This window comes from Candidatus Marivariicella framensis, assembly GCF_982709265.1.
This window is the reverse complement of sequence record NZ_CEXPNT010000011.1, coordinates 38100-60514: the sequence shown is the minus strand read 5'-3', so window position 1 is coordinate 60514 and position 22415 is coordinate 38100. Positions and strand designations below refer to the sequence as shown.

The window sequence follows — 22415 nt, the reverse complement described above, 5'->3', positions numbered from 1 at the left end:
TTATTTAAATGGGGCTTTACTTTTTTCTTCTCTAACATATAAACAGCATATTGGCAGATCATTGTAAGTGTCTGTAGGGGCATCTTTAACAGAAGTATCATGACCACTGAGCGCAATTGAATTATGAATTTCTAATAATTTTACCCTATTTGAGTTATAAACCAAAGTAAGTTGATTCTCCGGTATACTCCATTTAGCAAACTTAACGCCGCTAACAGAAAGAGTAGCTTTTTCAATTCTCATTTTACACATTTCACAATTACCAGAAACCCTAAAAGTAGTTTTTTCATTTTTAGAATTCTTTTGGGCATTTGATATTGAAACGATTACTAAAAAGACTATGTAAATATATTTTTTCATTTTATTAAAAAGTTTTAAAGTTTATAACGAAATCCTCCATAAATCATTCTTCCAAAAACAGGAGCCCAAACTTGGGAGGAATCAAAGTTAGCATTAAATGGTTGTTCACTAGATATTATCGGGTTTATTTGGGTGTAATTTCCAAAATTTTCTATTCCCATATAAATTTCTGAAAAATTTGAAAACACTCTGGTTAGTTGCATATTTAAAATAGAATATGATGGACTTTGAGTCGTGTTAGGTAGTGTACTGTTTTCAACTAACCTTTGATTTCCCAGGTGATGAAGTGTAACATCATATAGCCATTGTTTATCCTTGGTATTTTTAATAGATTTCCAACTTAAATTGGCAAAAACTCTATTCTTTGGTACTAATTGTTTTTGTTTTGTTCCACTCCTATAATCTATAGAAACATTATCATTTTTATAAGCTGATTTAAATTGTAATTGTGTTGTCAAGTCAATGTCAAATGTTACTTGAAGGCTTTTGGCTGAACTGTTTCCGTTTAAATTATAAAATGAAACTCTCCCTTCCTTTTCAAGATCAACAATAACTTGGTTACTAAATCGAGTGTTGTAATAATCAAAAACGAGATTTGTATTTTTATTAAGTAATTGTAAACTTTTACTTATGCTTACTCCAAAATTCCATGCCCTTTCTGGTGATAATCCATAAAATGGATTAGTTCCTTTATCAATATATATTCTTCTGTTTGAGCCAAAAATAGGCTGATTCTCAGCAAAAATGTTTGCAGCTTTTCTTCCAGTTCCAGAGGAAAGTCTAATAATAGTTGTTGTATTAAAAGCATATCTAAAATGAAGTCTTGGCGTAACAAAAGTTCCTATATTATTGTTAAAATCAACTCGTATGCCAGCTGTCCAGCTTAACTTTTCTAAATCATCATGACTCCATTCAAAAAAAGCACCTAAATTTTTATCTGTTCTTGAGAAGTCTTTACTATCGATATTTTCTACATATCTATCTAATGAAAAATTCAATCCAGACTTAAATTTATTATTTGTGTTATTTAATATGGAATTATACAACAAGTTGCTGTAGAAACTTTCATGAAAAATATCATAATTTCTTAAACCATAATAAGCTTTTTGATCATGATTACTATATGCGGTTTGGAGACCAAAACTCTTGTATGGATATTCTGGATAAACATATCCGACTTTTAACGCCGTGTCAAATCGTTTTGTTTCGATTTCACTTCCCCATATTATACTTGAGTTTTTATCAGTATCAGGGCTAAATAAAATTTGTCCAGTTTGTTTTTGATCATTTAGAAATCGCAAATTATAAAAAACCACCCATCCTTTTAAAGGATCCATATACTGAAAACGGTTTAGAATATTCACCTGATTTGATAAAGGCACATCTAAGAAATTATCAGAGTTTTTATCAATCTTTTGATTTCTTTGGTTTAAATGAATGAATAAACCTGTACTCCACTTATCTGTAATCTTTTTGTTAAGATGAGTGTTTAACTCTAACCTTCCGTTTTTTGATCCAAATAGGTTTAAAAAAAATGGATTATCTGTAAATGGTTTTTTTAATTCGGTGTTAATTTGTCCTGCAATACTCTCGAACCCGTTAACAACACTACCTGTTCCTTTTGAAATTTGTATACTCTCAACCCACGTGCCTGGTGTGAATGTTAATCCATATGCCTGTGAAGCCCCTCTGACCATTGGAATATTTTCCTCTGAGATAAGAATATAAGGGCTTTTAAGACCAAGCATGTTAATTTGTTTAGTTCCTGTTAGAGCATCTGAAAAATTTACATCAATTGAAGGATTGGTTTCAAAACTCTCAGAAAGGTTACAACACGCAGCCTTGAGAAGTTCATTTGCATCTACAAGAATTGTGTTTTGAGTTTTAGTAAAGGAAAGTTTTGAGGTTTTTTTTCTTTCAATCAAAGATACTTCGTCAAGGTTTGTACTCAAATCTTCCTTTAAAAAGTGAATAATTTTTTTATTGGATACTACTTTTAAGGTGTCAGGGTGGAACCCTAAGTAGCTAATTACAAGTCTATCAGATTTTTTAGATAATTTTAAATTAAAATCACCTAATTCATCTGTGGTAGTACCTTGATTAGTGTCTAGCCAATATACATTTGCTCCTTCTAGAGCTAATGTTTCTCTCTCTTGTTTGTAAACTACTTTTCCTTTAAGAGTCTCTTGAGACTTCAAAATATTTGTGCAAAAAAGAAAAATAAAAATATAATATTTAATATTCATTTAAATTAAGTTGGGTTAGGTTAAAAATTAGTTTCAAATTTCAACTCAACTTAACTAAGCATAATATATTAACTGAACAAATAATAAATACTTTTTATTTTTATTTATTGGGGGTGGTTTCTCAAATAAAAATTTCCATGTTGGAAATAATTTAGCTTCATTCAGGTTTTGATGTATAAAGCTTGAATTTGACAATTCTTGTTTGTTTATTTTAAAAACTGACTCAACTTGAACATCAATTAAATCTGTATTTAATTGACTATCGCTACAACACGATTTTGAAATGTCCGAGAAGATGTCATTGTTTGATTTATCGACTTCCTCTTGATGCATTCCACAATTTTTAGATTGATTAAGAAAAGAAATTGAGGAAAAGCTATCACCACAATAATGTAGATTGAAATCAAAACCTAACTGATTAAAAATCAATAACAATGAAACTATTAAGTGGGAAGAATTTTTAAAGAAATTCATGTAACAAAAATACACTAATTAAATTAAAAGACTAATTGCCATAGAAATCATAATTAAATTTTCAACAAGAGTAGCTTCAGTCATTGGTAAGTTCATTGATGTCCCTAAACAAGCACATTCAATTTCACTTTTATTAAAAAGTATTTTTATTACACCGAAAGTCGTAATACTTAGAATGCATAGAGTTACTATAGAAGCTATTTGAATTTTCCAGTTAAATAAAAAACAAACACCCAAAAACAACTCTAAAAAAGGATATAATCTAGCATATATAATTGATTTTTTTGCTAATGGATCATATTTTGAAAAACTCAAAGGAAAAGTAGAATAATCTAAAAATTTGAAAAAACTGAAAATCAAGAAAAATAAACCCATAAAATCAACCATAACTTTCTCGAGGCTAAAATCATTTTTATTTAGATAATAGGTTCCAAAAAATAAATATGCAAATATTAATAATAATGGCTTTAGTTGCCAAATTTTACTTTCTTTCTTACTCTGTTCCAAATCACTAATTGAGTATTTAGCTCCTATTGCCTCTTGAATGTTTTCGTTATTTATAATATTTTTTGAGTTTATAATTGCATTTTGATTTTTCAAACTAACTACAACCTTATTTACTCCGGCTAATGATGTTATTTTTTCATGAATTGATTTCTCACAATTTATACATGTCATTCCAGAAATTGATATAGTTTTAATCATATCATAAAATTAATTTAATTATTGTATTTTTTGTTAAAAAAAAGAGATAATAGCCTTAATATATTTGATATTTTAGCTAAAAAAAAATTGATTGCCTTTTCAGACATATTAACTAGAGTTAAAACCATCTTAAATAAAGATTCGATCACTTTTAAAGATTCTTTATTTAAAATCTGTAAACTCCTTAAATCAGAGTCACCTTCCTATGATTGGGTTGGGTTTTATTTTGCTAATCATAAAGAAAAAGTCCTTATTCTTGAATCTTACGCAGGAAATCCTACAGATCATATAAAAATTCCTTTTGGAAAAGGTATCTGTGGTCAAGTTGCAGTTTCAAACAAAAATTTTATTGTTCCTAATGTATGCGATCAACAAAACTATATTTCATGTAATATTAATGTTAAGTCTGAAGTTGTAGTGCCAATATTTTTAAAAGGAAGTAATATTGGGCAAATTGATGTTGATTCAAATTCACTCAACTCTTTTAGCGAAAGAGATGTTAAATTATTAGAATCAGTGTGTGAATTAATCTCAGTAAAAATGAAAAAAAGTAAAATTACAATGTATGAATTCAATTAAAATATCTTCTGCCTTAATATCAGTCTATGACAAAAAAGGGTTAGAACCTATATTAGAAAATCTAATTAAAAGTGATGTTAAGATATATTCGACTGGAGGAACTGAAAAATATATTCGTTCACTTGGACATCCTGTAATCCCTGTTGAGGACATAACAAGTTACCCATCTATTTTGGGAGGAAGAGTCAAAACTTTACATCCCAAAATATTTGGTGGTATTTTGAATAGACAAGATAGTAATTCTGATATTGAGGAATTAAAAAAATTTAATGTTCCACAGATTGATTTAGTAATTGTAGATCTTTATCCTTTCCAAGAAACAGTTAATTCTGGAGCAAATCAAGATGAAATAATCGAAAAAATTGATATTGGAGGGGTCGCTTTAATAAGAGCGGCAGCTAAGAATTTCAAAAATGTTTTTTGTGTATCTAATAAGTCTAGTTATGGAAGCTTTCTCAAAATATTAAATGAAAGTAACTGTTATACTTCATTGGATGAAAGAAAGTATTTTGCTTCTATGGCTTTCAACGTATCTTCTGACTATGACACAAGTATTTTCAAATACTTTAATAATGATGAAAAAGTTTTAAAAATAAGTGAGAATAGTCATAAAAAGCTTCGCTATGGCGAGAATCCACATCAGGAAGGTAGTTTTTATGGTAAACTAAATGAGTTAATCGAACAAATTAATGGTAAGGAAATATCGTATAATAATTTGCTTGATATTGATTCAGCGATTCACCTAATGAATGAGTTTAAAGAATGTTTGCCGACTTTTGCAATTCTAAAACATAATAATGCTTGTGGTATAGCCACAAGGTTTGATTTGTTTAATGCTTATTCAGATGCTTTAGCAGGGGATCCTGTTTCTGCGTTTGGAGGCGTTTTAATTAGCAATAAGGAAATAGATGCCAAAACAGCTAAATTAATGAATGATTTGTTTTTTGAAGTTATTATAGCTCCTAGTTATAATTCAGAAGCACTAGAGACGCTTCAGACCAAAAAAAATAGAATAATTTTAATTCAAAAATATAGTTGTTTGCCAGAATCTAGTATTAGAACATGTTTAAATGGATTTCTGGTTCAGGATAAAGACCTAAAAACTGATAGTGAACAAATTTTAAAAAGTGTTACAAACACCTCACCAAGTGATAATAAAGTAGTAGATCTTATTTTTGCATCCAAAATATGTAAACATACTAAGTCTAACACTATTGTTTTGGTGAAAAATCAACAATTATATTCCTCAGGAACTGGACAAACATCTAGGATAGATGCTCTAAAACAAGCAATAAATAAAGCTATTAATTTTGGATTTGATTTGTCAGGAGTAGTAATGGCAAGTGATGCTTTTTTTCCATTCCCTGATTGTGTTGAAATTGCAAATAATGCCGGTATTGATTCAGTAATTCAACCAGGAGGATCAATAAAAGATGAATTATCAATTAATTATTGCAATGAAAATAATATGACAATGGTATTTACAGGAGTACGTCATTTTAAACATTAATTTATATACCTTTAAACTAATTAATTTAATCTATGGGGTTTTTTACTGAAGAAATTGCAATTGATCTAGGCACAGCCAATACTCTTATTATTCATAATGATAAAGTTGTAGTCGATAGTCCATCGATTGTAGCCATAGACAGAACAACTAATAAAATTATTGCAATTGGAAAAGAAGCTAGCATGATGCAGGGTAAAACTCATGAAAACATTAGAACAATCAGGCCTCTAAAAGATGGGGTTATTGCAGATTTTAATGCATCTGAGCAAATGATAAGTCAACTAATTAAAAGTATTCCTAGTTTAAAAAATCGTTTTATAACTCCTTCTTTGAGGATGGTTATTTGTATTCCTTCAGGAATAACAGAAGTTGAAATGAGAGCAGTTAAAGAGTCAGCAGAAAGAGTTAATGGAAAAGAAGTGTATTTAATTCACGAACCAATGGCTGCTGCTATAGGTATTGGGATTGATATTATGCAACCCAAAGGGAATATGGTTGTTGATATTGGGGGAGGAACTACTGAAATTGCTGTAATTGCTTTATCCGGAATAGTTTGTGATAAATCTATTAAAATTGCTGGAGATGTTTTTACAAATGATATTGTTTACTATATGAGAAGCAAACATAATCTTTATGTCGGTGAACGTACAGCAGAAAAAATTAAAATAATGATTGGTGCTGTAATAGAAGATCTTGAAAATCCTCCAGATGAAATGTCAGTTCAAGGAAGAGACCTTTTAACAGGAAAACCTAAGCAATCAATGATTTCTTACACTGAAATATCAAAAGCCCTAGATAAATCAATAATTAGAATAGAAGACGCTATTATGGAAGCTTTAGCTCAAACTCCTCCAGAATTAGCAGCTGACATTTACAATACGGGCATTTATCTTGCGGGTGGAGGGGCACTTCTTCGAGGTTTAGATAAAAGATTGTCTAGAAAAACTGACCTACCTGTATACGTTGCAGAAGATCCACTACAAGCTGTGGTTAGGGGTACTGGAATCGCTTTAAAAAATCTTGATATATACAAAACAGTATTGATTAAATAATGTAATGCAACAAATTATCAATGCGCTTATAAAGAACAAAGTATTTATTCTTTTTTTAGCTCTATTGCTTTTTTCATTTAAGTTCATTAGTAATAGGAGTTTTTATCATCATTCTAAATTTGATAAAATAGCAATTGGACTTACTGGTGGAATCTTTAATATAAAACATTCAGTAAATGAATACTTTAATCTAAAGAAAATAAATAATGAGCTTTTAATTGAAAATAAAAAGCTTCTTAAACGTGAAATTAATAAGAATGAAAATAAGCTTTTCAATAAATCAAATATTCCTTTTGATGTGTTTCAAGCAAAAGTTATAAAAAATAGCATCAAATCATCTAGAAATTATTTAATAGTTAACAAAGGGACAAAAGACAGTATAACAAGAGAAATGGGTGTAATATCATCTAAAGGAATTATAGGAATAATTTATAAAGTTTCTGAAAATTATTCTAGTGTTATTTCTATTTTAAATAGAGATTTACAAATAAATGCGAAATTTAAAAAAAATAATGCTTTTGGATCATTAAACTGGAATGGTATAAACACTAATAAAGTTAAACTTAGTGATATTCCAGTGATTAATGATGTGAAAATTGGAGACTCTATTGTCACTGGAGGTATGTCAACATATTTTCCCGATGGTATTCTAATTGGAGTTGTTAGTGATTATGAAATTGATCTAGGAAGAGGATACTATGAAATTGACGTGGAATTGAATAATATAATAGGAAATGAAATAAATGTATTTATTTTGAAAAATAAATATCAAGCAAAGATTAAAAGTCTAGAATAATGTTACATGAAAATATAAAATTAGTAAAATATTTTATTTTAGGAGTATTACTTCAGGTTTTGGTTTTTGAGTCATGGAATTTTCTTGGATTTATAGACCCTATATTCTATATAATATTTATTCTTATATATAAGTTTGACGGATCTCAAATACAATTTATTTTATTAAGCTTCACTTTAGGGCTAGTTATAGATTTACTAACTCAGAATCCTGGTTCAAACACAATTTCATGTATTGTAATAAGTTACATAAGACCTTTTTTGATTAACTTCTCATTTGGAGTTAATGCTGACATATCAAATGGAATGGTAAGTGGAACTAGACTTGCAAACAGAATTTTATTTGTAGGATTAATGATTTTTATTCATCACCTAGTTTATTTCTCAGTTTCTTACTTTAGTTTTTCAGCATACATTGATATTTTAAAAAATACAATCCTAACAGGTCTATTAACTTCAATTTTAATTGCAATTACCCTAGGTTTTATCTCTAAAAGATGACACGAAATTACTTTTTACAAACTTTTACTTTTATCATAGCACTTGCTTTTACTGCAAAACTTATTGAACTTCAGTTAATTAGTTCAAATTATAAATCACTATCAGAAAATAACGCTGTGCTAGAGAGTCCAGTTTTTCCAGAAAGAGGCTTTGTTTACGATAGAAATAATAAAGTTTTGGTTGCTAATCAACCTGGATATGATTTAATGGTTATTCCTGAAAGCACAACAAAATTTGACACATTAGAGTTAAGTTCTTTATTAAATTTAAGTATTGAGAGGTTTAATTTAAAAATCAGAAAAGCAATACGATATTCTATTAAAATTCCATCAATAATTTCTAGTGAGATTTCAAAAGAAACACATGCTATTATTCAAGAAAAATTATGGAAATATCCTGGGTTTTATTTACAAAAAAAATCAATTAGAAAATACTATTACAAGGTGGGATCAAACATTCTTGGCTATATAAGTGAAGTGAATGAAAATGATATGTTAATGGATTCTTATTATCAATCGGGAGAACTTCTAGGAAGGCAGGGAATAGAAAAATATTATGAAAAAATTTTAAGAGGTGAAAAAGGAAAGGCTTTTTATCAAAAGGATAGGTACAATCGAATTATAGGACCTTACGAAGATGGAAAGTTTGATATAGCTCCAATTCCAGCAAATAATATTAATTTAACCATAGATATTGAACTTCAAAAATACGGAGAAGCACTTTTGAAAAATAAAAGAGGTGGAATTGTCGCAATTGAACCTGAGACAGGGGAGATTTTAGCACTTATCTCTTCTCCTGGCTATGATCCAAATTTATTAGTTGGTAAAGAAAGATCTTCAAACTACAGAAAGCTTGCAAATGACACCATTTCAAAACCTTTATTCGATAGAGGCTTACAGGCTCAATACTCTCCAGGCTCTCCTTTCAAGGTTTTAAATGCTCTTATAGCTCTTCAGGAGGGAGTTATAAATAAAGAGACTAAATTCACTTGTAATAAAGGTCATTTCTATGCTAGAGGTGCTTTTATGGAATGTCACTGTAAAATTGGTACAAAAAATAATCTTACAAGTGCAATCTATAAATCATGTAATACCTATTTTGCAAATACCTATAAAAATATAATTAATTCAAAAGACTCTCCAAGTGATGGATTAAATAATTGGAAAAATCATCTTTCTAGTTTTGGTCTAGGTAAATATTTAGGATATGACCTGGCTACGGGTCAACCAGGATTTATTCCAGATGCCAACTATTATAACAAATGGTATAAAAAAGGAGGATGGAAAGCCCCAACTATAATCTCTAATTCAATAGGTCAAGGTGAAATATTAACTACTCCTATTCAAATGGCAAATTTCACAGCAGCTATAGCAAATCGAGGTTTTTATATCACTCCCCACTTTATAAAATCAATAAATGGAGATAAGAAAACTAAGAAATTTGAAAAAAAAAGAACAACAATAGATTCAATTTATTTTGAACCAGTAATTGATGGAATGGAAAAAGTGATTCAAAATGGAACTGCTAAAATTGCAAGAATTAAAGGAATTGAGGTGTGCGGTAAAACAGGAACAATTGAGAATTTTATTAGATTGAATGGAAAGAAAACACAATTAACAGATCATTCAATGTTTATTGCTTTTGCTCCAAAAGATAATCCTAAAATTGCTTTAGCTGTTTTCGTAGAAAATGGATATTGGGGATCAAGATGGGCTGCACCTATTGCTAGTCTTATGATAGAAAAATATATAAATAAAAATATTAAAAAAAAGTGGCTGGAGAACCGAATGTTAAATGGAGGTCTTAATGATGAATATTTTAAGCCTCTTTCAGGAAAACCATTCAGAATAAATGAATAAAACACTCATATATCGTATTGATTGGATAATTATTTTTTGCTATTTAATACTTGTAATTTTTGGACTTATTAACATTTATTCTTCCACCTATGATAATGAGACCTCAAGTAATTTAAATAGTTTAATTGGCAAACAAATTATATTTCTTTTAATAAGTATCTCTTTTGGAATTTTTATTTTAGGAATTCGAACTCGGTTTTTTCAGCAATTTTCATTTATAATATATATGATAAGTCTTTTGTCTTTAATTGGACTTTTTATTTTTGGCCAAACCGTTAATGGTGCAAACTCATGGTATTTTTTGGGAGGAATTAGCGTTCAACCATCTGAATTTGCAAAAATCGCTACTACATTTATGATTGCAAAACACTTAAGTGGTTTTCAAACAAATATTAAAAATAAAAAATCTTTAATCATGGGAGTATTTATTATCTTACTACCAGTATCTTTAATTATCATGCAACCTGATCCAGGTTCTGCCATCATTTTTTGTTCTTTTTTTTTAATTTTTTTTAGAGAAGGCTTATCCTTCAATTATTTAATTCTGACATTTTCGGCTATAGGTTTATTTTTAGTTACTCTTTTAGCTCCAATAAATTTTATAATTTATTCTATTGTATTAATTAGTCTATTTTTTATTTTTTACTTAAAAAAAAATAATCCTAAATCAAAAATTTTTCCAACTATATTAATAGGAATTTCTTCTATAGTGTTTATACTTTCAGTAAATTTTATATTCAATTCAGTATTTGAGCAGCGTCATCGTGATAGGTTTAATATAATGCTTGGAATAATTGAAGACACAAAAGGACTTGGGTACAATATCAATCAATCGAAAATAGCTATAGGTTCGGGAGGATTAACTGGAAAAGGATTTTTACAAGGCACACAGACAAAAGGTAATTTTGTTCCAGAACAACAAACAGATTATATTTTTAGTACCGTTGGTGAAGAATGGGGTTTTCTTGGTAGTTTTGGATTAATAACTGTTTTTGTAGTCCTAATTATTCGAATGCTTAATCAGGCAGAAAAACAAACAAATATATTTAGGAGAACTTTTATTTACGGTATTTCTTCCTTGATTTTCACACACTTTGTAATAAACATAGGAATGTCACTTGGCTTATTACCTAGTATCGGGATACCCCTGCCTTTTATAAGTTATGGAGGCTCAAGTCTTTTAACTTTTAGTTTATTAATTTTTATTTATTTGAATTTTGACTCAAACAGGCTAAATGATTGGTAAAATCAAATTATTAAAATTTCTAATCATTTAATTTTACTTTTTTTTGACTAAGAGAAATCTTTTCATTAAAGTTTTGATTTAAATCATTTAAAATGTTTACCGCCTCTTCAATATACATGTCTTTTTTTAATCCCTTTACCCACCTATCACGTCTATCTTTCAGGTCTTTTGTAGAGCTAATTAATTCGAATGAATCTGGAACCCATTTAATTGATAATCCAGAATTAAAGTCTTCTAAAACTTTAAAACGATCAGAATAGGATTTGTCTTTATCTCTTTCACTAATATAGCTTTCATAGTCTAAATCATAATTAAAGTCATTTTGTTTAAGCTTAATCCATTCTCCTTGTTCCAGAATTAATTTAATCAAAGGATTATTCTTGATTCGATCTTTACTTTTTGATATTATATAATTATACTGAATGTTTTTGTTCCAAGATGAGTAGTTTGCCGGACTTATTCTATCCCAAGCTAATGGATTTGACTGATCTTTTTCTCCAATCTCAATAGAGTTATATCTACTTGGAAAAACTATATCACTTTTTACACCTTCAAGCTGTGTAGATCCCCCATTTATTCTATAAAACTTATCTGTTGTCATTTTTAAAGCTCCTAAATCTCCATATTGATTTACACTAATTATTCTATTTAAATCAATCACATTTTGAACAGTTCCCTTTCCATAGGTTTGATTACTTCCTAATATAATCGCTCTACGATAGTCTTGAAGAGCAGCAGCTAAAATTTCAGAGGCAGAGGCAGAAAACTCATTAACTAAAACAACTAAAGGTCCATCCCATATTAAAGATGGGTCAGTATCTTCTAGAACTTCTTTTCTTCCTCCAGTACTTTTAACTTGAACGACTGGACCCTTTTCAATAAAATACCCAGTCATGTCTACAACTGTTTTTAGGGATCCCCCTCCATTATTTCTTAAATCAATAACTATTCCGTCTACAGAACTACTTTTAAATTGTTCTAGTACTTTTTTTACATCAGTAGCGGCATTTCGTTCTCCATAATCTTTAAAATCGACATAAAATTTTGGCAATTCAATTAGCCCATATTTCTTTTGATCTTTATTTATTATTGCACTTTTTGCATATGATTCTTCCAAAATAACCACATCTCTTTCAATAGTTACATCCTCAACAACTCCATTGACTCTTTTTATAGTTAAGATTACATTTGTTCCTTTCGGGCCTTTTATTAGTTTTATGGAATCATCCAATCTCATTCCAGATATATCAATCGGTTCTTCATTGGGTTGAGCAACCATTAAAATTTCATCACCCGCTTGTAATAAGTCATTTTTCCAAACAGGTCCTCCTGATATAACTTCAACAATCTTCACTTTTTCTTGTCTTTTAGATAAGCGTGCCCCAATACCTTCAAACTTACCAGACATATTTGTATCAAATAATTCTTTTTCTTTAGGAGGAAAATAATATGTATGAGGATCAAATTCTGTAACAACAGAATTAACGAATAGACTAAAATAATCTTTACGGACTACTTCACCTACCATTTCAAAGTAATCATCTATATTTTGGAGTGTTAAAAGTCTTGCTTCTTTCTCAAGAATGATCTCAGGCTTTATTAGATAAGATGAATCTTTATCTTTTTTTGATAACTCCTGTTCTTTTTTGGTCACAAAACGATCAAGAGTTGAAAGTTTAAACCTTTTTCTCCATCTTTCTTTTAATTCAGATAAATTCTTTGCATATGGGGTTTCTTTAAAATTTAATGATGTAGACTCCTTTACTGAAAAATCAAAAGGCTTTTCCAATAAACTAGGATAGAAATCCCTCACTTGCTCAATCCGAATTTCAGATTGATCATACGTTAGATTGAAAAAATCAATTTTAGCTGACTTTAATTGATCATCAATTTCTGTCTTATACCTACTGAAATTATTAATATCTGATTTTAAAAAAAACCTATGTTGTCCGTCTAGAGTTTCCAAATATGAATTAAAAACATTTTTAGAAAAATCGTCATTCATTTCCTTAGGATTATAGTGACCTTTATCTATTACATAGGATATTATCTCAATCAATAATTTGTCTTTGTCAGAAGTATTAAAATTAGGAAGAGAGGATCCATATAAAATATTAATTATAAAAATAAAAGAAAATACAAAATCAAAAATTCGCATGTAAGGATTATAAATTAGACTATAAAAGTAGCTAAAATGGTATATCTTATAGCTTCTTAAGACAAAAGTTTTTGTTAAAATAATTCTATCATTTAAGACCTTAAAATTTTAGTAATTTTACATCAAAATAAAATAAATGTCAAAAAGACCTCTAATACTCATAACAAACGATGACGGAATAACTGCTCCTGGTATTAGATCATTAATAAATGTGATGAATCAAATTGGAGAAGTTGTTGTTGTAGCACCAGACAGTCCTCAATCTGCAATGGGACATGCAATAACTATAAGCTCAACTCTTCATTGTTCTGAAATTAAGATAGACAACGGACCTCAAAAAGAATACAGTTGCTCTGGAACTCCTGCAGATTGCGTAAAACTTGCTGTTAATGAATTATTAGACAGAAAGCCAGACATTTGTGTTTCGGGAATAAATCATGGATCAAATTCATCAATTAATGTAATTTATTCTGGAACCATGAGTGCTGCTTTAGAAGCCGGAATAGCTGGAATTCCTGCTATAGGATTTTCATTATTAGATTATAGTTTGGGAGCCAACTTTGAACCACTAAAGCCAATAATACAGAGTATTACTGAAAATGCTTTAAAAAATGGAATTCCAAAGAATGTAGTATTAAACGTAAACATGCCTAAGGTCAATTCTCCAGAAAGCTTAAAAGGTGTTAAAATTTGTAGACAAGCAAAAGCTCATTGGATAGAAAAGTTTGACAAGAGAACAAACCCTATGGGTAAAGAATATTATTGGCTTACAGGTGAATTCATCAATGATGATAAAGGTGAAGATACAGATGAGTGGGCACTAAATAAAAATTTTGTATCAATTGTTCCAGTTCAATACGATTTTACTGCTCATCATGTAATTCAAGAATTAAATATTTGGGATTTTGGATAAAAAAGAAATTTTTATTGGTTTTATAACAGGGGCTTTAGCCACTTCTTCATTGATAATATTTTTAACATTAATTTTATCTGATTTACCTGTTGAAGATAGTTGGAAGGAAATGTATCATCAAGAAAAGCTTGGAGGTTTAATTAGCTTAGGCGCCATAGTTAATCTATTTATTTTTTTATTAGCAATAAAAAAAAATAAAATTTCATTCGCTACTGGATTGGTAATAATATCATTGTTTATAGTTCTATTAATCGTTGGTATAAAAATATTATAAAATGAAATATTATATTATTGCTGGAGAAGCTTCTGGAGACCTTCACGGAGCCTCATTAATTAAAGCAATTAAATCATCCGATAAGAATGCTAATATTCGCTGTTGGGGTGGGGATTTAATGAAAAATGCAGGTGGAAACTTAATAAAACATTACAAAGAATTGTCTTTCATGGGGTTTTGGGAAGTTTTAATAAATATTTTAAAAATTTTTAAAAATTTGAAATTCTGTAAAATTGATATAAATAATTTTAAACCAGATGTTATTGTTTATATAGATTATCCAGGGTTCAATTTGCGAATTGCTAAATGGGCAAGAAAAAATGGTTATAAAAATCATTATTATATAAGTCCTCAAGTATGGGCTTGGCAGGAAAGCAGAGTAAATTCAATGAAGAAAAATATTGACTCTTTATATGTTATTTTACCCTTTGAAAAAGCTTTTTTTGAAGAAAAACATAACTATCGAGTTAACTACGTTGGACATCCACTAATGGAGCATATTCCAAAGATAACTTTAGAATATGGAATTATTAGTAAAATTGGACTAGCTTCAAATAAGCCTATAATCACATTTTTACCTGGAAGTAGAAAACAAGAAATAAATAAAATTTTACCAGAATTAATTAAAATTCAAAATCAATTTCCAAAATACCAATTTGTCATTGCTGGAGCTCCTGGAAGAGAAATGAAAGACTATGATGAAATTCTTAAAAACTGTTCAATACCTGTAATTTTTAATGAAACATATAATCTTATAAAACTTTCTAAAGCATGTGTCGTTACTAGTGGAACTGCTACTTTAGAAACGGCTCTGCTAAGAACACCTCAAATTGTTTGTTATAAGAGCAGCTTTATAAGTTATTTTATTGCTAGAAAGATAGTTAAACTGAAATATATTTCATTAGTAAATATTATCATGAATAAGGAGGTGGTTGAAGAACTTATTCAGAGTAATTGTAATTCTAAGAAAATTGCTAATTCTCTTAATAAAATTTTAGCTACATCAAATGCTAATCAAATTAAAAATGATTACGAAAAATTGTATCAAATTCTAGATAAAGGTGGAGCAAGTAAAATAACCTCTAATTTAATATTTGAAAGTATATCTAAATAGACATATCACCCTTTAATTCTAAATTTATAACGGAAGTACTTCTTATAATTTTCAAAATCTTGAGCAGTAGAAAAAACCTGATAGTCTCCCTGCTTAATCATCTTTAAATATAATTCCATTTGATGAGTATTTAAATACCCTACAACAGGTGTTATTAAGTCTCCTTGTTCGCTTAGAAAAACAGTAGTTGGGTATCCTTTTACTCCTAAAAACTGAGTAAATTGATGAGTACTGTTTCTTCTTGATTTTCTTGTTTCATCATAGTTTGGGTTTTGAAAAATATTATCAAAAAAACTAATTTTTTCATTTCCCTCAGCATTAAACTTAACAGCATAATAATATTGATTTACATATGTCACAAGATCTGAATTAGTAAAAGTTTTTTTATCCATTAACTTACAAGGCCCACACCAAACAGTATAAACATCCATTAATATTTTTTTAGGCTCATTTTTTTGAGCAATTAATGCTTCATCCAAACTCATCCAATTAATCTTCTGTCCAATTAAAATAGATTGGAAACAAAAAAAAGAAAGAAATAAAAAAATTTTTTTTAAAACCATTTGATTAACCTTATTTGACTCCGTGCATCATTTTAACTATTTTTTTATTTGCTATGAGCATAACTATTCCTGCTGCAGTTGGTATTATTGTGAAAATTAAGAAAAAAATACTCATTCCATAAACTTCAACAATTGGATCTATAAAACTTCCAGTAAACCCTGCGGCCGTATTTGCTATAAAGTTTGCCACAAACCAAACTCCAAACATTAATCCTACAAGATTTTTTGGCGCCAACTTACTCACATATGATAGCCCAACTGGTGAAACGCATAACTCTCCCATAGTATGAAAAAAGTAAGCTAGAATTAAAAAAATCATACTTACAGATGCTGTTTTTGCGCCCAATGGAATATTAATTGAACCATATGCTAAAATTGCAAATCCAATTGCTAATGAAATAAGTCCAAAACCAAACTTAAAAGGTCCAGACACATTATACTTACTTTGCCAAATTTTAGAAACAAGAGGAGCAAACACTATAATATAAAACGAATTTAAAATCCCATACCAAGAAGCTGGAACCTCAGTAGATTGATTGTTAAATTCCCTATCTAGCATCCAAATTATAATAAACCAAATAATTAAAAAACTTGAAATTAAAAAAACACTAGATAGTTTGTAAGTAGAATAGGTGTTCAAGCTAAGTAAATAAATAATATAGCTTATTATCATCATTGGAACTATAGTAATTACTGAATTAAAAATTTTAAAAATAAAAGCTCCATTACCTTCTAAAGTTCTATCTGTATAATCAGCTGCAAAAATTGTCATTGATCCACCAGCTTGTTCAAAGGCCCACCAAAAAAAGATTACACAAAAAGAGAAAATAATAATGACTAAAAGTCTATCGAATATAATATTTGAAGAAACTTTTTCATCAATTTCTGAAAGATTATCAATAGAGTCATCGGATGAGTTAGACTTATTAAGAACACCTATTGAACCAAATATCTTTTGAGCATAATAAAATTGTAACATGCCCAAAAACATAAAAATCCCAGCTAATCCAAACCCATAATGCCAGCCAATATTTTCTCCAATATACCCACAAAGTAAAATTCCTAAAAATGCCCCTGAATTAATCCCCATATAAAAAATTGTATACCCAGCGTCCTTATCTTGGCCTTCCGTTTTATACAATTGTCCTACAATTGAACTTATATTTGGTTTAAAAAGACCATTACCTATTATTAAACAAATTAAACCGAGGTATAGAAAGAAGTCATTAAAAATTTCTAACGCCATAGCTGCATGTCCCAGAGTCATAACAAATGCACCCATGATTACAGCTTTTCTATAGCCTAAAAGCTTGTCAGCTATTAGACCGCCAAAAATTGGCGTAATATATACAAGTCCAGTGTATACCCCGTATAACGCTAGCGCTTCACTCCTCTCCCACCCCCATCCTCCATCGGTAAAAGATGAAACTAAAAAAAGCACCAAAATGGCTCTCATTCCATAGTATGAAAATCTTTCCCACATCTCAGTAAAGAATAATACATACAACCCAGATGGGTGTCCAAGAATTGTTTTTTGATTTAGCTCACTACCATTGTATGTATAATCCATATTATAAATTATTTAAAATAAAATTAGTCATTTTTGAATAGAGATGGTTTTGCGTATTTCCCCCATAAATTCCATGGTTTTTATCAGGATAAATCATCCATTCAAATTGTTTATCAGCATCAATAAGAGCTTGAATCATTCTCATAGAGTTTTGAACATGAACATTATCATCTCCTGAGCCATGAATTAATAAATATTTTCCTTTTAATCTATCTGCATAGTTAATTGGTGAGTTTAAGTCATAACCATCAGGATTTTCCTGAGGAGTTCTCATAAAGCGTTCAGTATATATAGTATCATAGAATCGCCAATTAGTAACAGGCGCAACAGCAATAGCCATTTCAAAAACATCATTACCTAATAACAATGAATTTGTAGCCATATGTCCTCCATAACTCCACCCCCATATTCCGGTTCTATTTTCATCTATGTATGGAAGTAAAGACAGTTTTTTTGCAACAGATATTTGATCTTGAGTTTCTAATTCACCTAACTTCATATATGTCATTTTTTTAAAGTATTCTCCCTTAAAACCTGTTCCTCTTGCGTCAACACAAGCAATAACATAACCTTTTTGAGTTAGCATTTTATGCCACAAGTCTCTATTGTTTCCCCACCTATTAGTTACTTGTTGTGATCCCGGTCCAGAATATTGAAAAAGTAACAAAGGATATTTTTTTGATGGATCAAACTCTTTAGGTTTTATAAAATACGTATTAAGGTCCTGACCATTAATACTTAATTTTGTAAATTCTTTATTTGGAAGGTTATATTCCTTTAATTTATTCTTTAAATCTATATTATCTAAAAGAACTCTAATTATGGATCCATTTTCAGATGACCTCAAAGAATATATGGGTGGAGTATTTTCATCAGAATAGGTGTGAATAAATTTACTTCCATCAGAACTGAAAGTAGCCCCATTATACCCTGATTCTTGAGTAAGTGTTCTTAGATTTTTCCCATTGACATCAACAGAATAAACACCTCTTTCAATTGATGATGATTTTGCAGCTCCAAAATAAATTTCTTTTGTTTTAGGATTATATTTATATAAAGTTGTAACCTCCCAGTTTCCTCCAGTAATTTGATTAAGAAGATTTCCTTTATTATTGTAATGGTAAATATGATTATAACCATTCCTCTCACTCAACCAAAAGAAGTTGTTATTATCTAAAAAATTTAAGTCATTTTTTACATCAACATATGTTTTAGATTTTTCTTCAATTAAAATCTTACTGGTATTCGTTTTGAAATTAAATAAATGAAGTTTCAAATGATTTTGTTTTCTATTAACAGTTTGAATAGTTAAAAGGAATGGATCATTTGTAAACTTAATTCTTGGAATATAATATGGATTTAAATTTTCATTTAATACAATTGAAGTTTTTTTGTTGTTTTTTAAATCAAATAGATGAAGTGATATTTTTGAATTTGACTCCCCTGCTTTTGGATATCTAAATTTATAGGGGTATTGATATAAATCTTTTCCATATATATCCATTGAAAACAAGGGAACATTAGATTCATCAAAGCGCATAAAAACTATTTTTGAACTATCAGAATTCCATTCAAATGCTTTCACAAATCCAAACTCTTCTTCATAAACCCAATCTGTTATTCCATTAATGGTTTGTCCGTCACCATCATGGGTTATTTGAATAATAGTGTTATTTATTAAGTTTTTAATAAAAAGATTTCTATTAAAAACAAAAGCGACTTTCTCACCATCAGGAGAGAAATGAGGTTCTTGAATTTTTTTATTGTAAATCATTTTTAATGATTTATCTAGTCTATTAAAGACCCAGAAAACACCTCTTTTTGAACGCCTATATATTTTATCCTCTTGAGTTGTTATTAATATCTTTTGCTCATCATTAGAAAATTTATAATTAGTAAAAAAAGGAATTAGTAATTCATTCTTGGAACTAAGTATTATTTCTTCATTTTTAGAAGAATCGTAATGACGTGAAATTATTTTAGATTCACTATTGTTCATGTCAATATCAATAATAGTGTATTGATTTCCATCTTTCATTGATTTTAAAGATTCCATTCGATTTGGAGAAAATTCATCTTCCCAAATTTCATTCACATGTAACTGTTTCTGAGCCGATAATAAGAAGGTGATAAAAATAAATACAGCAAGTAATTGTTTTTTCATTTATTAAATTTAAATAAATAATGTTTCTATGATTTAATATCCGAAAATAAGGAAAATTAGATGGTTTTTAAAAATCATTTCAAAAATATTAGAAATCAAAATACATATCTTTGAATATTAAAACGAGAAAATGAAAAAAGAGGTCTCTGGGTTTTCTAAACTAAGTAAAAGTGAAAAAATACAGTGGATAACTGAATCTTTTTTTAAAGACCCTAATAAAGCTAAATTAGAACTCAGTAAATACTGGAATTCAAATCATAAAATTCAACAAAAACATGATGAATTTATTGAAAACACATTAAGTAACTTTTATATGCCTTTGGGTGTTGCTCCTAATTTTGTAATAAATAATAAAAGTGTAACTATACCAATGGTTATTGAAGAAAGCTCAGTTGTTGCTGCAGCTGCAAATTCTGCAAAATATTGGTCAAAACGAGGGGGGTTTCATGCTGAAGTTCTAGATGTTGAAAAAGTTGGTCACATTCATTTTTTACATAAGGGTAAAAAGAAAAATTTACATACTTTTTTTGAAGAAAATAAAAATACTTTTTTAAAATCATGTGATGAAATTACTTCTAATATGAGAATTAGAGGAGGAGGGATATTGTCAATTCAATTAAATGATAAAACAAATGACCTAGAGAATTATTTTCAGATTGACATAAGGTTTAATACTGTTGATTCAATGGGTGCAAACTTTATAAATTCATGTCTGGAAAAGATAGCCAACTCCATGAAAAAATTATCCTTAAAATCTAATTTAATTGATGAAAATGATTTAGATATTATAATGAGTATTTTATCTAATTATGTCCCTAATTGCTTAGTTAAAGTCTGGGTGAGTTGCCCTGTAAGTGATCTTGATGAGAACAGTGGCTTTTCAGCAAATGAGTTTGCGAAAAAATTTATTCAAGCAGTTAAGATTTCAGAAATAGATCCATATAGAGCGGTTACTCACAATAAAGGAATAATGAATGGAATAGATTCATTAGCCATAGCTACAGGGAATGATTTTCGTGCTATTGAAGCGGGGGTTCATGCGTATGCCTCGAGAAATGGAACTTACAGCGGTCTTACCAAGGCTAGTATTAAAAACAACATCTTTACCTTAGAAATGACAATACCTTTGTCAGTTGGAACTGTAGGAGGTTTAACTAACCTACATCCTCTTGTTAAATGGTCCTTAGAGCTTTTAAAAAATCCTAATTCAAAAGAATTAATGAAAATTATTGGAGTTGCTGGGCTTGCACAAAATTTTGCGGCTATTCGCTCATTGATAACTTCTGGTATTCAAAAAGGCCATATGAAAATGCATTTATTGAATATTTTAAATCAAATGGAAGTTAAAGAAGATGAAAAGATAAAAGCAATCGAATACTTCAAAAAAAATACAGTAAGCCATAATGAAGTTGAAAAATTTTTAAAATCATTATAAATGACTAATTTTTATAGTAATGGTAAAGTTTTACTTAGTGGAGAGTATGTTGTTCTTTACGGAGCAGAGGCTATTGGTCTTCCAACAAAAATGGGACAAAGCTTAACAGTTCATAATCGAGATGATAATTTTATAGAATGGATTAGCTTTAATATTAACAAAAAAATTTGGTTCAATTGTATATTTAAAAATGCTTCTTTAACTATTTTAAAAACTAATGAACCTAAAATTGCGAAAAGACTTCAAGGAATATTAAAAATTGTGAGAGAATTAAATCCAGAGTTTTTGCTTTCGGGAAAAACAATAAAAACAACTCTTGATTTTGATTTTAGATGGGGCTTAGGCAGTTCTTCAACTTTAATAAACAACATAGCTCAATGGGCAAAAATTAATCCATACGATCTTTTAAAAAAAACATTTGGGGGCAGTGGCTATGATATTGCTTGTGCATCAAATAATTCTCCAATATTATTTTCATCAAATTCTAATAAGCAAGTAATTAAACCAGTAAATTTTAATCCAAAATTTAAAGATAATTTATTTTTTATTTATCAAAATAAAATGCAAAACAGTCAAAAATCAATACTTGACTTCCAAAATAAAGCATATATTGGATCATCAATTATAGATGAAGTTTCAATGATTAGTAATAAATTATTGCTTTGCTCAAGTATAGATGAGTTTTCTAAATTAATTAATACTCATGAAGCAATTATAAGTAAATTATTAAAAACAAATCCACTCATTAAAAACTTTCCTGATTACAATGGTGTTATTAAAAGTCTTGGTGCGTGGGGTGGTGATTTTTTTTTAGCAATAGGACCAGAAAATTCAATGGAATACTTCAAGAAAAAAGGGATGAATATTAGCTTCAGCTTTGATGATTTTTTACTATAA

At 28.9% G+C, this 22415-nt stretch carries 20 protein-coding genes; 12 read left to right on the top strand and 8 right to left on the bottom strand.

Annotated features, from left to right (window positions below; genetic code table 11):
• From AC34EU_RS05455 to AC34EU_RS05440, 4 genes are read right to left on the bottom strand one after another with little or no spacing between them, the layout of a single operon-like run.
• Window positions 1-360 (bottom strand): heavy-metal-associated domain-containing protein, encoded by a 360-nt coding sequence (locus AC34EU_RS05455; protein ID WP_487534159.1) that lies wholly within the window; start codon window positions 358-360, stop codon window positions 1-3.
• A 14-nt stretch (window positions 361-374) separates the two neighbouring features.
• Window positions 375-2606: a TonB-dependent receptor gene (locus AC34EU_RS05450; RefSeq protein WP_487534158.1), complete on the bottom strand. Its 2232-nt coding sequence runs from the start codon at window positions 2604-2606 to the stop codon at window positions 375-377.
• A 54-nt stretch (window positions 2607-2660) separates the two neighbouring features.
• Window positions 2661-3080 carry an HYC_CC_PP family protein gene (locus AC34EU_RS05445; protein ID WP_487534157.1) on the bottom strand — a complete coding sequence of 140 codons (420 nt, stop codon included), beginning with the start codon at window positions 3078-3080 and terminating at the stop codon, window positions 2661-2663.
• Between the two features lie 18 nt (window positions 3081-3098).
• A complete protein-coding gene (locus AC34EU_RS05440) occupies window positions 3099-3785 on the bottom strand; it encodes a heavy-metal-associated domain-containing protein (protein WP_487534156.1) in 687 nt (228 codons plus the stop codon).
• A 30-nt stretch (window positions 3786-3815) separates the two neighbouring features.
• Between AC34EU_RS05440 and AC34EU_RS05435 the strand changes: the two genes are divergently transcribed.
• From AC34EU_RS05435 to rodA, 7 genes are read left to right on the top strand one after another with little or no spacing between them, the layout of a single operon-like run.
• Entirely contained in the window at window positions 3816-4364 is a 549-nt protein-coding gene (locus AC34EU_RS05435) for a GAF domain-containing protein (RefSeq protein WP_487534155.1), read from the top strand.
• A complete protein-coding gene (purH, locus tag AC34EU_RS05430; RefSeq protein WP_487534154.1) occupies window positions 4351-5874 on the top strand; it encodes a bifunctional phosphoribosylaminoimidazolecarboxamide formyltransferase/IMP cyclohydrolase in 1524 nt (507 codons plus the stop codon). Before AC34EU_RS05435 ends, purH begins: the two co-directional genes overlap by 14 nt.
• A 32-nt stretch (window positions 5875-5906) precedes the next feature.
• Window positions 5907-6926, top strand: a complete 1020-nt coding sequence (locus tag AC34EU_RS05425; protein ID WP_487534153.1) for a rod shape-determining protein — start codon at window positions 5907-5909, stop codon at window positions 6924-6926.
• 4 nt (window positions 6927-6930) lie between these two features.
• Window positions 6931-7722, top strand: coding sequence for a rod shape-determining protein MreC (gene mreC, locus AC34EU_RS05420; RefSeq protein ID WP_487534152.1), 792 nt, complete (start codon window positions 6931-6933; stop codon window positions 7720-7722).
• Window positions 7722-8222 (top strand): rod shape-determining protein MreD, encoded by a 501-nt coding sequence (locus tag AC34EU_RS05415; protein ID WP_487534151.1) that lies wholly within the window; start codon window positions 7722-7724, stop codon window positions 8220-8222. The genes mreC and AC34EU_RS05415 overlap by 1 nt, the downstream gene beginning before the upstream one ends.
• Window positions 8219-10081 (top strand): penicillin-binding protein 2, encoded by a 1863-nt coding sequence (gene mrdA, locus AC34EU_RS05410; protein WP_487534150.1) that lies wholly within the window; start codon window positions 8219-8221, stop codon window positions 10079-10081. The genes AC34EU_RS05415 and mrdA overlap by 4 nt, the downstream gene beginning before the upstream one ends.
• A complete protein-coding gene (gene rodA, locus AC34EU_RS05405) occupies window positions 10074-11327 on the top strand; it encodes a rod shape-determining protein RodA (RefSeq protein ID WP_489696097.1) in 1254 nt (417 codons plus the stop codon). The genes mrdA and rodA overlap by 8 nt, the downstream gene beginning before the upstream one ends.
• Before the next feature lie 19 nt (window positions 11328-11346).
• Here rodA and AC34EU_RS05400 read toward each other — a convergent pair whose 3' ends face one another.
• Window positions 11347-13485: a carboxy terminal-processing peptidase gene (locus tag AC34EU_RS05400; protein ID WP_489666585.1), complete on the bottom strand. Its 2139-nt coding sequence runs from the start codon at window positions 13483-13485 to the stop codon at window positions 11347-11349.
• Window positions 13486-13621: 136 nt separating this feature from the next.
• Here AC34EU_RS05400 and surE point away from each other — a divergent pair, with 136 nt between their 5' ends.
• Genes surE through lpxB form a run of 3 tightly spaced genes read left to right on the top strand, consistent with a single transcriptional unit; the run spans window position 13622 to window position 15786 of the window.
• Complete coding sequence (surE, locus tag AC34EU_RS05395) at window positions 13622-14398, top strand: 5'/3'-nucleotidase SurE (protein WP_487534147.1); 777 nt, start codon at window positions 13622-13624, stop codon at window positions 14396-14398.
• The gene (locus AC34EU_RS05390) at window positions 14391-14672 is read left to right on the top strand and encodes a hypothetical protein (protein WP_487534146.1); all 282 of its coding nucleotides are present in this window, start codon (window positions 14391-14393) and stop codon (window positions 14670-14672) included. The genes surE and AC34EU_RS05390 overlap by 8 nt, the downstream gene beginning before the upstream one ends.
• 1 nt (window position 14673) lies before the next feature.
• The gene (lpxB, locus tag AC34EU_RS05385; protein WP_487534145.1) at window positions 14674-15786 is read left to right on the top strand and encodes a lipid-A-disaccharide synthase; all 1113 of its coding nucleotides are present in this window, start codon (window positions 14674-14676) and stop codon (window positions 15784-15786) included.
• Between the two features lie 5 nt (window positions 15787-15791).
• On the opposite strand, the gene AC34EU_RS05380 is transcribed toward lpxB, so the two are convergent.
• Genes AC34EU_RS05380 through AC34EU_RS05370 form a run of 3 tightly spaced genes read right to left on the bottom strand, consistent with a single transcriptional unit; the run spans window position 15792 to window position 20083 of the window.
• Window positions 15792-16349: a thioredoxin family protein gene (locus AC34EU_RS05380; protein WP_487534144.1), complete on the bottom strand. Its 558-nt coding sequence runs from the start codon at window positions 16347-16349 to the stop codon at window positions 15792-15794.
• A 10-nt stretch (window positions 16350-16359) separates the two neighbouring features.
• Window positions 16360-17919, bottom strand: coding sequence for a peptide MFS transporter (locus tag AC34EU_RS05375; RefSeq protein ID WP_487534143.1), 1560 nt, complete (start codon window positions 17917-17919; stop codon window positions 16360-16362).
• 1 nt (window position 17920) lies between these two features.
• A complete protein-coding gene (locus tag AC34EU_RS05370; RefSeq protein WP_489666845.1) occupies window positions 17921-20083 on the bottom strand; it encodes a S9 family peptidase in 2163 nt (720 codons plus the stop codon).
• Window positions 20084-20213: 130 nt separating this feature from the next.
• On the opposite strand from AC34EU_RS05370, the gene AC34EU_RS05365 reads away from it, so the two are divergent.
• The gene (locus tag AC34EU_RS05365; protein ID WP_487534141.1) at window positions 20214-21518 is read left to right on the top strand and encodes a hydroxymethylglutaryl-CoA reductase; all 1305 of its coding nucleotides are present in this window, start codon (window positions 20214-20216) and stop codon (window positions 21516-21518) included.
• On the top strand, window positions 21519-22415 hold the full coding sequence (locus AC34EU_RS05360; RefSeq protein ID WP_489666844.1) for a GYDIA family GHMP kinase: 897 nt from the start codon (window positions 21519-21521) through the stop codon (window positions 22413-22415).